At 64.1% G+C, this 13460-nt stretch carries 19 protein-coding genes and 4 tRNA genes; 16 read left to right on the forward strand and 7 right to left on the reverse strand.

Annotated elements, in window-relative coordinates; genetic code table 11:
* The first annotated feature begins 293 nt into the window (after nt 1-293).
* The 7 genes from ACWICD_RS14295 to ACWICD_RS14325 all read left to right on the forward strand — a co-directional run bounded on the left by ACWICD_RS14295 (nt 294) and on the right by ACWICD_RS14325 (nt 5807).
* A complete protein-coding gene (locus ACWICD_RS14295) occupies nt 294-545 on the forward strand; it encodes a WhiB family transcriptional regulator (RefSeq protein WP_454140542.1) in 252 nt (83 codons plus the stop codon).
* A 189-nt stretch (nt 546-734) separates the two neighbouring features.
* A complete protein-coding gene (locus tag ACWICD_RS14300; protein WP_454140543.1) occupies nt 735-887 on the forward strand; it encodes a hypothetical protein in 153 nt (50 codons plus the stop codon).
* Nucleotides 884-1198 carry a hypothetical protein gene (locus ACWICD_RS14305; RefSeq protein WP_454140544.1) on the forward strand — a complete coding sequence of 105 codons (315 nt, stop codon included), beginning with the start codon at nt 884-886 and terminating at the stop codon, nt 1196-1198. Before ACWICD_RS14300 ends, ACWICD_RS14305 begins: the two co-directional genes overlap by 4 nt.
* On the forward strand, nt 1195-1911 hold the full coding sequence (locus ACWICD_RS14310) for a hypothetical protein (RefSeq protein WP_454140545.1): 717 nt from the start codon (nt 1195-1197) through the stop codon (nt 1909-1911). The genes ACWICD_RS14305 and ACWICD_RS14310 overlap by 4 nt, the downstream gene beginning before the upstream one ends.
* A 212-nt stretch (nt 1912-2123) precedes the next feature.
* Nucleotides 2124-2630 (forward strand): hypothetical protein, encoded by a 507-nt coding sequence (locus ACWICD_RS14315; RefSeq protein WP_454140546.1) that lies wholly within the window; start codon nt 2124-2126, stop codon nt 2628-2630.
* Nucleotides 2623-5139 (forward strand): phage tail tape measure protein, encoded by a 2517-nt coding sequence (locus tag ACWICD_RS14320; RefSeq protein WP_454140547.1) that lies wholly within the window; start codon nt 2623-2625, stop codon nt 5137-5139. The genes ACWICD_RS14315 and ACWICD_RS14320 overlap by 8 nt, the downstream gene beginning before the upstream one ends.
* Nucleotides 5136-5807: a hypothetical protein gene (locus ACWICD_RS14325; protein WP_454140548.1), complete on the forward strand. Its 672-nt coding sequence runs from the start codon at nt 5136-5138 to the stop codon at nt 5805-5807. Before ACWICD_RS14320 ends, ACWICD_RS14325 begins: the two co-directional genes overlap by 4 nt.
* A gap of 489 nt (nt 5808-6296) precedes the next feature.
* On the opposite strand, the gene ACWICD_RS14330 is transcribed toward ACWICD_RS14325, so the two are convergent.
* The 3 genes from ACWICD_RS14330 to ACWICD_RS14340 form a co-directional block, all read right to left on the reverse strand.
* Nucleotides 6297-6368, reverse strand: a tRNA-Val gene (locus tag ACWICD_RS14330).
* A gap of 28 nt (nt 6369-6396) precedes the next feature.
* A tRNA-Cys gene (locus ACWICD_RS14335) sits at nt 6397-6467 on the reverse strand.
* 52 nt (nt 6468-6519) lie between these two features.
* Nucleotides 6520-6592, reverse strand: a tRNA-Gly gene (locus ACWICD_RS14340).
* Between the two features lie 147 nt (nt 6593-6739).
* Between ACWICD_RS14340 and ACWICD_RS14345 the strand changes: the two genes are divergently transcribed.
* Nucleotides 6740-6815, forward strand: a tRNA-Val gene (locus ACWICD_RS14345).
* 33 nt (nt 6816-6848) lie between these two features.
* Here ACWICD_RS14345 and ACWICD_RS14350 read toward each other — a convergent pair.
* Together ACWICD_RS14350 and ACWICD_RS14355 are read right to left on the reverse strand one after the other, a co-directional pair.
* Nucleotides 6849-8189, reverse strand: a complete 1341-nt coding sequence (locus tag ACWICD_RS14350; protein WP_454140549.1) for a site-specific integrase — start codon at nt 8187-8189, stop codon at nt 6849-6851.
* Entirely contained in the window at nt 8186-8671 is a 486-nt protein-coding gene (locus tag ACWICD_RS14355; RefSeq protein WP_454140550.1) for a helix-turn-helix domain-containing protein, read from the reverse strand. Before ACWICD_RS14355 ends, ACWICD_RS14350 begins: the two co-directional genes overlap by 4 nt.
* A gap of 175 nt (nt 8672-8846) precedes the next feature.
* On the opposite strand from ACWICD_RS14355, the gene ACWICD_RS14360 reads away from it, so the two are divergent.
* Genes ACWICD_RS14360 through ACWICD_RS14380 form a run of 5 tightly spaced genes read left to right on the forward strand, consistent with a single transcriptional unit; the run spans nt 8847 to nt 11422 of the window.
* Nucleotides 8847-9101 (forward strand): hypothetical protein, encoded by a 255-nt coding sequence (locus tag ACWICD_RS14360; protein WP_454140551.1) that lies wholly within the window; start codon nt 8847-8849, stop codon nt 9099-9101.
* A 26-nt stretch (nt 9102-9127) separates the two neighbouring features.
* Nucleotides 9128-9976: a hypothetical protein gene (locus ACWICD_RS14365; RefSeq protein ID WP_454140552.1), complete on the forward strand. Its 849-nt coding sequence runs from the start codon at nt 9128-9130 to the stop codon at nt 9974-9976.
* Nucleotides 9973-10524, forward strand: coding sequence for a hypothetical protein (locus ACWICD_RS14370; protein WP_454140553.1), 552 nt, complete (start codon nt 9973-9975; stop codon nt 10522-10524). The genes ACWICD_RS14365 and ACWICD_RS14370 overlap by 4 nt, the downstream gene beginning before the upstream one ends.
* Complete coding sequence (locus ACWICD_RS14375; protein ID WP_454140554.1) at nt 10521-10940, forward strand: hypothetical protein; 420 nt, start codon at nt 10521-10523, stop codon at nt 10938-10940. Before ACWICD_RS14370 ends, ACWICD_RS14375 begins: the two co-directional genes overlap by 4 nt.
* Nucleotides 10937-11422: a hypothetical protein gene (locus tag ACWICD_RS14380; RefSeq protein ID WP_454140555.1), complete on the forward strand. Its 486-nt coding sequence runs from the start codon at nt 10937-10939 to the stop codon at nt 11420-11422. Before ACWICD_RS14375 ends, ACWICD_RS14380 begins: the two co-directional genes overlap by 4 nt.
* Nucleotides 11423-11490: 68 nt before the next feature.
* On the opposite strand, the gene ACWICD_RS14385 is transcribed toward ACWICD_RS14380, so the two are convergent.
* Entirely contained in the window at nt 11491-11679 is a 189-nt protein-coding gene (locus ACWICD_RS14385) for a hypothetical protein (protein WP_454140556.1), read from the reverse strand.
* A 58-nt stretch (nt 11680-11737) separates the two neighbouring features.
* On the opposite strand from ACWICD_RS14385, the gene ACWICD_RS14390 reads away from it, so the two are divergent.
* A complete protein-coding gene (locus ACWICD_RS14390; RefSeq protein ID WP_454140557.1) occupies nt 11738-12079 on the forward strand; it encodes a hypothetical protein in 342 nt (113 codons plus the stop codon).
* 330 nt (nt 12080-12409) lie between these two features.
* Nucleotides 12410-12826: a hypothetical protein gene (locus ACWICD_RS14395; protein WP_454140558.1), complete on the forward strand. Its 417-nt coding sequence runs from the start codon at nt 12410-12412 to the stop codon at nt 12824-12826.
* A gap of 31 nt (nt 12827-12857) precedes the next feature.
* On the opposite strand, the gene ACWICD_RS14400 is transcribed toward ACWICD_RS14395, so the two are convergent.
* A complete protein-coding gene (locus ACWICD_RS14400; RefSeq protein ID WP_454140559.1) occupies nt 12858-13175 on the reverse strand; it encodes a hypothetical protein in 318 nt (105 codons plus the stop codon).
* 59 nt (nt 13176-13234) lie between these two features.
* Here ACWICD_RS14400 and ACWICD_RS14405 point away from each other — a divergent pair, with 59 nt between their 5' ends.
* Entirely contained in the window at nt 13235-13384 is a 150-nt protein-coding gene (locus ACWICD_RS14405) for a hypothetical protein (RefSeq protein WP_454140560.1), read from the forward strand.
* Nucleotides 13385-13460: the final 76 nt, after the last annotated feature.

Genomic DNA, 13460 nt, shown 5'->3' on the forward strand with positions numbered 1-13460 from the left:
GATCAACGACCACTGAGCATCCGAAAGCAACTGGAACCGCGACACGCGTCCAGACTCTCAGCCCACTCTCGAACAATTTGTCAGACACGCCCTAGTTGCCGACGGAACGTGCATGAACTGCGAATACCGGGGGGAAACAGCATGAAGCACTGCGCACCTAAGCCGCCCAACTTCGAAGCGATGGTCGCCGCGTGGAACAACCCGCAGGAATTCGCCGCGCAAGTGAACTCCTACTACGCCTTTCTGCGCGCACAGCACACAGCGGAGACACGCGACTGGTCGGAGGCCACCCCATGACAAAAGCTGACCCAAGCGAAGCCGAATACGCCGCCCTCACAGAAGCCCTGACCGACTACCAGCCGCCCTGCGCCGACCAGCCCGTGTTCACCGCCGACGACCCCACATACGAAGCGCTCGCGTTCGCGGTTCGACTCTGCGCTAACTGCCCGATCCGTGAACTCTGCGCCGCGTACGCCACGAAAGCAAACCCCCGCGCCGGGGTATGGGCCGGCCACGAATACCCGAGACGAAAGAAAGCCGCATGACCCGCAACTACGAAGCCGCCATGACAGCAGCCATGAACAACTGCCCGAACTGCAGGACCCTCACCGCAGCACGACGGGACGCACACCACGCCCGCGCAGTCCAGGACATACACGCCACACAGTCGCGGACCCTCACACCGCTACCCGAACACGTATGGCCCGAGGGCCACTCACCGAAAGCAAACACTCATGGGCGCCACTGACGAACGGGTAGCTGCAATCCGACGCGGCGCCCGGAAAGCAGAACGCAGAGCACGCCGCTACGCCGCACTCATCCGCAAAGCAATCAACGTACTCGACGACCTAGCCAACGAACTCGAAAACGAACTGGAGCAAACGTGACAGACGACAACGAAACCGAAGAAGCAGAGGACGACACGACCGAGGACACCGTCCCGCCCTGGCTCGAGCGACAACTGACTCGCGACGACCTCGCCACCATGACCCCCGCCCAGATCTCCGCCGCAAAAGCGGAAGGGCAACTTCACACACTCATGGGCGGAGACCCCCGAGACCTCGAGATCGTCTACCGATCCCAAACACTCGGGCAAACGATCACAGCCACCGAAGCTGCACGACTCGCGCAACTCGGACACCACGAACTCATCGTCAAGGCCAACAAAGAAGGCCGCTACATCAAGGAGAACTCATGAACAACAACTACGTCACGATCGCCAGCGTCCTCCCCGCAAAGGATATTCCCGCCGCGGTCAAAGCAGCCATCGCATTCAACGACTACGCCGAAAAGCTCTCCGCTGAACTCTCACAAGAGACGACACCAAACCCCGGCGAAATCAGCACCCGCGAACAGCTCGACGACGCACTCACCGCCATCGAGAACCTGCACTCGCGTCAGGCGAAAGCAAAACTCGCAAAACAAGTAGCCGAACACTCAGTCGCCCTCCTCGGCGACGCATGGTTCGCATCCCTCACCGAGCTCAACGACGACCTCGCCACCAAGTTCAACGCCACGGCCAAACGGTTCACCGCAGCAGCCACCGCAGCCGGCGACCAGATCGACCACTACCTCGCCGACCAGTACGACCCCGCAGGCGTCGACTTCCGCACATCACTCAACGAGCTCAACCACTTCAAGAACGTGCGTGATGCTCTCGCCAGCGTCTCCGGCCACGCACAAGTGAACATCTGGTCAAACAGGTACGGCACCGAGTCCCGCACCCTCGTGTTCCCCGACGTCGAAACATACGAGAAGTTCCGACGCGAACTCATCGGCGCCAGCTTCTACATCGCCGCCCACCGAGCAGGTGCACGCATCGAATGGCAGACCATCGAACAGCAGCGCGGACAGTTCATCCCGCAACACTTCGACCCGAACGTAGCCAAGCGGACCAACGAGAGCGTGTGACATTCAGGGGCGGCGGGGCAACCCAACCTCGCCGCCCCATCACGCCACAGCACGACGGGGCGAACACATGTTCGATAAGGGTGGGGAGGGCCCCCTCTCCCCCTCCCCGCAAAAGCCCGTCGGCGATAGGGAAAAAGTCCCGGTCAGGTTCAAAATGTTTCAATTCGCCGTTTCGGGCGTGATTATCGGTGAAATATTCGAAGGAGAGCACGATGCCTATTGATGAACTGATTCAGGCGATGCAGTCCGTATCGCCTGAGGTGGATGCCTCATCCGTGCAGGGGTCGAGTTCGCGTATTGCGGAGCTCATTGCGCGGGCGCGGGCACGGAAGCCGGAGCGGATGAGTTTCGGTCTCGACATCGACGGGATGTCGGCGGCGGTGGAGTTCGTGGAGATTTCGGGGCGGGCGTGGTCGAGCTTGTCGGAGGCGCATGCGCCACGTGCGGGGTCGGCTCGGGATCGGCTGATCGGTTACGACAGTGTCGCCGTCGTGCGGGGGTTCCCTGTGCAGTCGGAATGGCTGGACGGGTCGACGGTGCCGACCGTCCTCGTGGATGAGGTGCCGGTTGCGCAGGAGCAGTGGGAGGCGTTTACCGGGTTGCTGGATGCGGCGGCTCTCGAGGATGCTGCGGCGGTGCTGTGGGCGATTCATGTCCGTATCCCCCGCGATCGGCATACGGCGGCTTTGGCCGCGGAGAAGGAGGGTCAGGATGGCTGACAGAAAGACGAAGGTCACGCTTTCCGTTCAGATGCAGCAGTACATCGACGGGATGCAGAAGGCTGCGAAAGCGACGAAAGATACAAGCACCGAAGCGGAGAAGCTGGCACACCAGCGGGAGGCGTTCGATGCGATCGGGAAGACCGGGATTGCGATGGGCGCTCTTCTCGCGACCGGTATTGGCGTCGCGGTGAAGAAGTTCGCTGATTTTGATGAGGCGATGTCTCACGTCGAAGCGGCTACGCATGAGTCGGCAGAGAACATGGCGGAGCTTCGGGAGGCGGCGATTCAGGCGGGGGCGTCTACCGTGTTCTCAGCCACGGAGTCTGCGAACGCGATTGAGGAACTGGCGAAGGCCGGCATTTCAACGGCGGACATCATCGGCGGTGCTTTGGCGGGGTCTTTGGATCTGGCGGCGGCGGGTGGCCTCGGGGTTGCTCGGGCTGCGGAGATCTCCGCTACGGCGTTGCAGCAGTTCAAGCTTGAGGGTGATCAGGCGGGGCATGTTGCGGACGTTCTGGCCGCGGGCGCCGGTAAAGCTATGGGTTCTGTGGAAGACCTGGCGCAGGGTCTGAAGTTCGTGGGTCCGATCGCCGCGTCTATGGGCGTGTCCATCGAGGAGACGACTGGCACGCTGGCGTTGTTTGCGCAGCAGGGCATCATCGGTGAGCAGGCTGGTACGTCGCTTCGAGGCATGTTGTCGTCGCTGACTTCCCCGTCGTCGCAGGCTCGTAAGGAGATCGAGGCTCTCGGCATTCAGCTTTATGACGCTGAGGGCAATTTCATGGGGTTGCAGAACGCGGCCGGTCAGATGTCGAAGGCGTACTCGGGGATGACTGGGCAGGCGCGGGACGCGAGCCTCGGAATCATCTTCGGAAACCAGCAGATCACCGCAGCCACCGCGCTTTACCAGGCCGGCGCAGAGGGTGTTCAGGAGTGGACGGCGGCGGTCGATGAGACGGGGTACGCGTCGAAGACCGCGGCGATGCGTCTGGATAACCTCAAGGGCGATATCGAGGCTCTGGGCGGCGCTATGGACTCCGCTTTGATCGAGACAGGGTCTGCGGCCAACGACTCGCTCCGCGCGCTCGTACAGGCCCTCACATCGCTTGTGGACATGTACAACGACCTGCCGGAGCCGGTGAAGGGTGCCACGCTCGCGATCGGCGGTGCGACGGCAGCTATTGGGCTCGCCGGGGGTGGCGCGCTCATCGCGGTGAAGAAGTTTGCGGAGCTGAAGAACACGCTGGCGCTGGCGAACATCTCCATGGGCCGCGTCGGGATCTCGGCAGGTGTCGCGGGGCTGGCGCTCGGTGGACTGTTCGCGATCGTCGGCACTCTCGCGCAGGCACACGCAGAGGCCCGCCAGCGTGCGCAAGCCTACGCGGACACGCTCGAGAACGGTTCGAATCGGATCACGGAGGCGACCCGAGATATGGCGGTCGCGAACCTTGCCGCTGAGAAGTCGTGGATGTGGATCTCACGCGGCTCCGCGTACGACGCCGCCGAGAAGCTTGGCATCTCGCTCGACACGATCACCGACGCCGCCATGGGCAACGCTGACGCACTCACCGAGTTGAAGGATGTCATCGATGCAGGTTCAGGGTCACAGGAGGCCGCGCAACGAGTCGCTGACGAACTCGGTGTGTCGATGCTGGATGTGTCCAACGCGGCCACTGTCGTCGCAGACGCCGTGCGTGGTGAGGCCGGGTCCATCGAAGAAGCGATCCGGGTCAGCGAGCAGAAGAACCGTGTCACGAAGGAGTCGAAGGACGTCACCGATAGCGCCGCCGACGCCTACCTGAACGCTGCACGCGAGGTCGACGGGCTTAACTCGCAACTCGACAACCTTGTCGGAACGCTCACCGAAGCGAACAGCATCGGACAGGACGCCGTCTCGTCAAACATCGCGTATCAGGACACGTTGGCGAAGGTTGCCGCGCAGGTGGAGTCGGGCACCCGCGGCCTGGACGCCAGCACCGAAGCGGGCCGCGAGAACCTCGGAATGCTGACCGACCTCGCTCAGGATGCGCAGAAGGCGGCACAGGCACAGTTCGATCTCGACAAGAACACGCAAGGGTTCCAGGCTGCGCTCGTTAGCGGGCGGCAGTCGCTCATTGATCGGGCACGGGATCTCGGGGCAACGGCCGAGGAAGCCGAAGCGCTCGCAGACAAGATCTTCTCCATTCCGGCTGAGACCGATTGGAAGGTCATCGCGGAGACCGCCATGGCCACGAACCAGCTTGAGTCCCTGATCCGGCATTACAACGGGCGCACCATCACGATCCCGGTAGCTGCTGGGCAGGTGGTTGTGGACGGGAAAGTCTACGGCGGTCTTCAGCATCGTTACGCCGAGGGTGGAGCGGTCTACGGCCCCGGCACGGGCACATCCGACTCGATCCACGCCATGGTGTCCAACAGTGACGGACCCGAATCAGTCATCTACGGGAGCGCGTCGCGTCTCTCCGTCACACTTCGCTCGTTTGACCAGAAAGCGACCACGCCTTGAGTTTGCTCTTCGTCTCTCAGACCCCGGATGACGTCCTCCTGATCTCGGACACTCTCGAGTCTCTCGACGGTATCCCGGCCAGATTCAGCCAGAAAGTCCACCCACTCCCGAACAACAACATGACCATGGTCTACCTCGGAGCGAGCTACCTCGGACGGGCGTGGCTGGAACTCGTGACGGAACTCGCCGACGGCGACGACATCGAGACCCTCAACGTGATTGCCCCCGGCGTCCTCCGTCACATCTACGCCGATATGGAACGGCAGACGGGAGAGAAACCCCCGAGCGCGACGATCTACCACTTCGGGTACCCGACAGGATCAGACCGCCTTGTCAGTTACACGTACCGATCAGGTAGCGATTTCGAACCGGAGCGGTTCGAGGGGGTCAGGTTCACCGCGAAGCCCGTACCACCGGAGTGGAAGTTCGACGTCCCCGCAACGCGTGAAGCAGCGGTCGACCTCGCTATCCGGGTCCGGGACATGAACGGGCAGCAGCAGGGAGTCGGGTGGGGCGTCGCGATCGGTGGTGACCTCTACGCCACCTTCGTCGAGAACAAGTGCGTGCAGTCATGGCTCTGGCACCGCTTCGACGATCACGACACGATGCTGCAGACCATGCGACTCCCACGCTGCAACCCGGCCATCGGAGTGCGGCACCGGCCATGACGGAGCTGCACTCATGACCCGCTACGGGTCATGAGTGCAGCCACCAGCCACCAGCCGGCACCGGGACTCCCCCGCTAGAGTCGGCTTATGTCTGACTACAAGGTAGGCGATAAGTGTCCCCGTTGCGGGGCGCAGGTCGATCTCTCTCAGCCGTTCTGGCAGCATCACCAAGAGTCGACCTCTCGGCTCGATGCTGTGTGCACGAACACCGAATGCGGGTGGACCCGCGATGCATGATGTCTACCGTCGATGAGATCCACCTCGGGCAACTTGCAGCAGTGAACGCCTACCGGCAACGCCTGATCGACTCAGTCGAGCACCTCCCCGAGATTGAGAAGGGTCGTGTACTGATGCAGATACTTCGCGAGCCCGTCACTTCCGAGACATGAGCACGTCCCGGACGGTCACCAGCCAAAAAACGCTATTGCACGCATGTTGCACGCACGTCCCAGGAAACACAAAACCCCCGATTTACCGGGGGTTTTTCTGTGCGCGATACTGGGATCGAACCAGTGACCTCTTCCGTGTCAGGGAAGCGCGCTACCGCTGCGCCAATCGCGCCCGTTTGGGCTATTAAGTTATGCAGGCGAGGTGGCGACGGGATTCGAACCCGTGTAAACGGCTTTGCAGGCCGGTGCCTAGCCGCTCGGCCACGCCACCGTGTGGTTTGACCCCACGTGCCGTGGTTCCCCGGAAGGAACCCCTGCACTCGAGCGGATGACGAGACTCGAACTCGCGACCCCAACCTTGGCAAGGTTGTGCGCTACCAACTGCGCTACATCCGCGTTTCCGGGCTGCCCCGGGCACTTGAGCAACTTTAGCCGAAGAATTCGGACTCGCCAAACCAGTGACATGCCGAGCGTGTCGCGCCCGAGTGTTCGCTCGCGCCCCCGGCATCCGGTAACATCGAGTCTCGGTCCCGAGTGGACCATGGGCGATTGGCGCAGTTGGTAGCGCGCTTCCTTCACACGGAAGAGGTCATCAGTTCGAGTCTGGTATCGCCCACCACGGAAGCCCGCGTAATCACGCATTTCTACCTACTCAGCCCGCGTCGACAGGCGCGAGATCAGCGCTGTTGTTGTGCACTTGGTGTGCACCAGCACGCGGAACGAGCGCCGCGACAGCCTCAGCAGCATGCCGAGCACGATCGCCGATCAGGTGCGTGTAGACGTCCGACGTGATGACGACCGACGAGTGCCGCAGCCGCTTCGACGTCAGGGCGATGTCCGCCCCGCTCGCGAGCATCAGCGACGCGTGCATGTGGCGCAGGCCGTGCATCTTGATCCACGAGAGCAGCGGCTGGGGCTGCTCGCCACGTGCGACGCGCTGCGCGTTCTCAGCGGTGATCGTCGCGTTCGTCGCCGCCCAGACGGGCTTGAACACGTTCTTCAGCACGTAGTCGCGTCGTAGCGGTCGACCGTCCTCGTGGGTGAAGACGTAGCCGCTGTTCTCCCACAGGCTGCCGAGCCGTTCCCGGTCGGCCTGCTGGGTGATCTGCCACGCGACGAGAGCGCCGACCGTCTGGTCTTCGAGGTCGATGCTCGCCTGGCTCTCTTCGGTCTTCGGCTCCTTCTCTTCGACCTTGCCGTCGACGATCGTGCGCGTCCACCGCACCGTGAGCGTGCGCGACGCGAGATCGACGTCGATCCACCTGAGCCCCGCCAACTCGGCAGGACGCAGCCCGGTGAACATGGCGACTTCGAGCACGACGCCGAGCCGATGCTGCTGAGCGTGATCGAGGAACAGCCCGGCTTGCGCGGGCGACCACGGCTCGAACTTCGCGCGCCGCTCCTTCGGGAACACGACGCCGTGAGCAGGGTTCGCCGGGATGAGTTCGCCCCGCACGGCGGCGGTGAACGCACTCGAAATGCCACGGTGGGCCTTCTTGACGGTGGGCACTCCCCTACCGGCAGCCAGCATGCCGTTCACGAACGTCTGCACGTCCGCGCGTCTGATGTCGCTGAGCCGCATGCGTCCGAGCGCGCTCGGTGCGACGTCGTTCTCGAAGTACCGCCCGTACGCGGCGACGAGCCCCGTTGAGAGCCCGCTCGTCGCCAGCCACTCGTCGCACCACTGCGCGAACTGGGTGCGGTTCGTCTCGCGGAACTGCCCGGTATCGTGCTCGGCTTTCGCCTTCGCGAACGCGGACTGAGCGGCGCGCTTGCTCGGGAAGTTCGCGACGCGCGTCTGTAGCCGCCGCATCTTCTTCGTCTTCGGGTCGAACGCGAACCCGCGACTGAGGTAGTAGCCCCACTTGCCGTGCTTCGGATCGGTGAGCAGCAGGGGGCATGTTCGGGCGATCTGCTCGGGTGTCGCATTCTCGGGCAGGTTGCCGTAGGGCTTGCGTGCCGCGTCGCGGCACGAGCATCTGCGATAGATCATTCGTCTTCCTTCCTGGGTTGAGCCTCGGCTGTCTGCCGAAGCCACGTCTTGCGCACGCTCATTGCGTCGTCTCGCGTCTTCTCGACGAGATCGTGCAGGCGGTCGATGTCGGTCATGTGGGTGTCGAGTGCACGCGTGAGCCGGGCGATCACCTGAAGCGGTGCCGATGCTCCCTCAGTAAGCGCCCGAGCGCCCGGCTCGATGAGGTCACGGCTCACGGGCTGGCCGTCGATCTCGACGTCGTCGATGTCTTCCGGGATCGAGAAGAGATCGGCCGGCCCAATGGTGAGGGCTCGCGCAAAGAGCACGACGTCGTCGGCTGTCCACGTGCGTTTGCCGCGTTCGGCTTCCGAGACAGCGCTGATGGTCCATGTCCTGCCGCTAATCGCTTCGAGTCGCTGCGCGAACCCGTCCTGCTGCATGCCGGTCGCTTTGCGCGCACGCTTGACGTTCGCCCCGATGATCTCTCTCATCGTGCTCATACTGCTTCCTTCCATCGGCGGTGCTGATTCATTTAGGCGCCTGAATACACGAATCGGCCTAAACTCAGACTAGCGGCATTTACCCGAATCTGATCTATGCTGATCGAAAGCAACGTCAAGGCACGGCGGGTCCGGTCTGACGATCCAGACATTCACGTCATCCAGAAGGATCGCCATGCCCGCCACAGATCAGCGCGCCACTCTGACCGCCGCAGACTTCGACCTCCCTCGCCCGCTCCCAGTCGGGCTCGACGTTCGCCAGGCAGCGAAGATCGCCGACGTCGGCGAGAGCACGATGTGGCTCGCCGTCCGCTCGGGCGAGGTCGAGTCGCGCAGGCTCCGGGGTCGGGTCATCATCCCGACGGTCCCGTTCCTGCGCCTGTTCGGCATCGATGCCGCACCCGTCCCGGTCGCACCCACGAACGACTGAGCGATCGACTCGACGGAGGGCGAGACGTGGGATACACGACCTTGGAGCGCATGAAGAGCGCGCTGCTAACGGCGACGGTGACGTCGCTCGAACGCACGGTGCTGCTCGACATGGCGATCGCGGTCGACGATGACGCGCCGCTCTACACCTGGGGTCACGACCGACTCGCGCTCGCGATCGGAAAGAGGCCGGGTTCACCCGCTGCGAAGCAGGCGCTCAGTGTCCGCATCCTCCCCTCGCTGATCGCGAAGGGGCTCATTCGCTTGCACTCTAAAGCCCATCGCGGGCATCGGGCCGAGTACGAACTGCTCGTGCTGGAAATGGGTATCGGTGCGTGCTCTGAAATGGGGAACGGTTCTGACGACGATCTGTCACGCGTGACTCACGTGAGACGCGGAATGGGTAACGGTTCGGAACGGCAATGGGTAACGGTTTCGGAGGGAATGGGTAACGCCAAGACCGTTACCCCTCTACCTACCTCTCTACCCTCTACTCCACCCTCTCGGGTGCAACGCTTCGCGTCGCACGACGAACTCGATGACATCAACGACGTCTCAGCGATCGAGAGCGGTGGCACGCCCAGCGTGGGCGTCGTCGAAACCGGGCGCTCCGACTCGCAGGTATCGCTGCTGTGCGACCTGCACATCTTCGCGACGCGACGCATCCCGAGCACTCGAACGATCGAGAGATTCCGCGACCTCACGAGCGGCCAGTGCACCGAAGCGATCTCGACGTATTGGCGGCAGATCGACGCGCATGGGCGCGGCCCCGCCTACGACGGCCCCGAGCGCGGAGATCGCACCTACGAGCATCTGAGCGCTCGCGGCCAGCAATGGGCTGACGTCGCTCTCGTGCCAACGGAGATGAGCCCATGAGCCTCAGAGACGAGATCGCCGCAGCAGCGAAAGCGATGCTCGCGATCAACAGCCCGCCCACCGACCAGAGCAGAGAGGAAGGTCACCCCGTGAACGACACCACGCCCGACCGCACCCCCGATGACAAGACGCCAGTGAACGCCGCCGTCACCCTCCTGCTCATGGACATCACGAGCCCTCGACGTGCACCCCGAGTGCGCCAGCAGCCCAAGGAACCACAGATCAGAGACGGTGCGCTCTTCCGGCGTCCTGCCCGACGAGAGGAACACGACACGATGACTCGCGAACTCGACGCACTCGTCGCCCGAGCCCACCGGCTCGTGACGGAGCCTGAGCGCGACAGCCTGCGCGCTGCGAAGGCGAAGCGCCGTAGCGGCCTCGCCGACTGGGAGCGCGCGCTAGACGAGATGCAGCCCCGGCACTTCGGCGTCGTCAAGGCATACACGGCAGCGGTGAGCGCCGAAGCAGCCGCGCAGCGAGCCGAAGCGCAGGAACTGCGGGAAGTGCTCGCGGCGATCCTCGGCGTGAAGATCGGCGGTGCACCATGACGAACGGATATCGCCTCGTCCACGACGAACTGAAGGACCGTCGCGGCAGCGCGATCGGACTCCCCTGCGCCGCCCCTGATTGCCGCCGCCTGGCTGACGGCTGGGGACTCGTCGGCGAAGCGTCGCACTATGGCGAGGACAGCATGGGTCGCGCGGTGCGGTGGTCGAACGCTCTCAACGACTACGCGCCGCTCTGCGACAGCCATAACAACCTGCTCGATCGCGGCGGCGATTGGCTCTACTGCCCGAACGGTCACTACCGAGCGACGTTCGGCACGCACCGCAACGGACGGTGCAAGGGCTGTACTCGGGACAGCCTGCGCGCCCGCTACGCCGACCCCGAGTACCGCGTCCGAGCGAACGCACGTCGACGCGAACTCGCAGCAGCCCGCCGACCGAACGGAGAACCCCGATGACCCACCACGAGCACGGCGGCGACCGCCACAGCGCGGCGGCGCAACTCACCGCCGCAGAACGCGCGAACGAAGCGCTGCGACTCCGACTGATGAGGGTGCCGTACCGGCAGATCGCGCGAAGCGTCGGCTACGCCAGCCCTGCCAGCGCGTACCGCGCCGTCGAGCGCGCGCTGAAGAACCTGCCGCGCGAGAACGCAACGGCGCTGCGCACTCAGGAACTTGAAGCGCTCGATCTCGCGCAGCGCACGCTCATGCCGAGCGTGCTCGCGGGGCATCTGGGCGCGGTCGATCGACTGCTGAAGATCATGGACGCCCGCGCTCGAATCGCAGGGCTCTATGAGATCAACGGCGACAGCGGCGTCGAAGAGTTCAAGGCCGTGCTGCGCGTCTGGGCGTCGTCGATCGCGAAGGCCGTCGACGCCGAAGAGTCTCTGCCCGCCAACAGCGAGCAGACCACCGAGAGAGAGGAAACCCCATCGTGACCACCACGAACACCTACCGCACCGCTTACCGGGCCTACCGAGACGAGTTGGGCGCTGCGATGCAGATGTCAGACCCCGACCTGAGCGCTGCGGGCCTGTCCGATCGGCAGCGCGCACGCCGCGAGAGCGCGCGTGAGCGGCTGCTCGCTGCACGTCCGGCGCTCCCGAGCGCAGGGACGAGCCGTGCCGACGTGCTCGGGTCGCTGCGGGCGAACACCGCCGACGAGATCAGCCGCATGCAGCACGAACAGGCTCACGTCCTGCGGATGCTCGAAGCGGGACGCACCCTCGGGCAGATCATCGCGAACGCAGACGATGCGCGCGCGCGCGATCGCCGATCTCGTCGAGACGCTGCCGCGGGTGCTCGAATCGCAGCACGGCGACGAGATCATCGCCGAGACGCACGGGCTCATCTTCGAGCGACTGGCTGACCTGGGTGTCGAGCCTGCGGTGCAGGCACGTGAGTTCGAGCGGAGCAACGCGCCTGTGCTCGCGTGGCACCGTGCGATGACGGAGGCCGCTGAGGGCAGCGACGCGAGCGTCGGAGCGTGGCAGGACGTGTACCGCGCGGACGCTGAGGGCTACGAGGCGGCGCGCGCTGGGCTCGACGGTTCGGTCGACGAGTGGGTGCGTCGCTTCGATCTCGCGAACGCCTGATTGACGGGCGTCGTCGTGTCGCTCATCCGCGACGTCGCCAAGAGGGGTGGGCGGTCGAATCTCGCCCGCCCCTCGTTCCCATCACACGAACTACATATGGGGGGCGAGAGCATGAACGCCGGCACGAAGTGCACGCGGGCCGCAACCGCTGCAGGTGGCGGCCGTGCGACGGAACGCGTCACAGCAGGAGAAGAGAGCACCCGCTCTGATCTGCGGTTTCCAGACGTGCTGGCACAGCGGTAGTGCGGCGGCACACGTCCCAAGACTTCGTGCGATGCTCGTCGACTCTGACTGTGTCGGCTAGCGTCAGGGGTCACGAACGGAGGCATTGTGGTCGAGATCATCGTCGGTGGCGTGATCAGCGGAGTGGTCGTGCTCATCATCGCCGGGCTCTGGAAGCGCCGCCGTGCCCCTCGTCAGTGGGTTCAGCAGCAGCGCGAGATCGCCACCACGACCGAGCGGAAGGACGCCAGTCAGGAACTGACGGTGCTTCGAGAGCAAGTGCTCGAAGTCGCGCGCGCCCGCACCGTCGTCATTCCCGCTGCATCGAAGGGAATCAGTCCGACCGTCGTGACATTCTCGGACGGGACGACGCGGTTCTACTTCAACGACCACGCTAGGTACAGGCGGGCGATGCAGGCGGGGCAGGTTCCGCCGACGCGCTCGTCTCCTGGCAAGCCTCCGGTTCCCGTCTCGCGATGGACACGAGAGGCCATGGAGCAGTGGCTCGCGGAGAACGCCGACTGAGCCTTCTTGGTTACCCGTGTGGCTTCCCCGTTCAGATGAACAGGCTCCACACGCCTGCGATGACGCCGCAGACAACGCCGCCGCCGATGAGTAGGAAGTCTCGACGGACTTGACGCCAAGTCTCCGCAGGAAGAGTTGCCGCCTGCTCCGCGGCCGAAGCGACGTTGCCCACCGGGACCATCTGCATGGTGTCACCGGAGCCGATCGCGATCATCGGCCCCGACGCAATGCGCGGCTCTGCGTCTCGCGCAGTAACGAGTGCGCGTCGGGCGGTCACACCAAGCAAGGTGAGACCCGCGAGTGGGAGCAATGCGGAGAGAACGTAAAGCATCACAATGGGCACGATCATGCGCTGACAGTACATGTGCCTCGTCGCAGCGAGGTACATCGTACTGAGATAGTCGACGAGTGATCATCAACAACTGGTGGGATGCTGACGCTGACGAGCGCTACTGGATGGAGGTTCGGAGCGCCGCCGACGGATTCGGTGAGTACCTGCTTGCGCCGCAAAGAAATGGCACCGGTGGAGAGTCGTGGTCGGGATTGCTGCACGAGTAGGTGACATCTGATCTGGCTTGCCCGAGGGGTGGGCCTGGAAGGATGTTGCTGTGCCCAAGCCCTACCCGAGTGAGTT

The organism is Microbacterium sp. NPDC055357 (assembly GCF_053644835.1).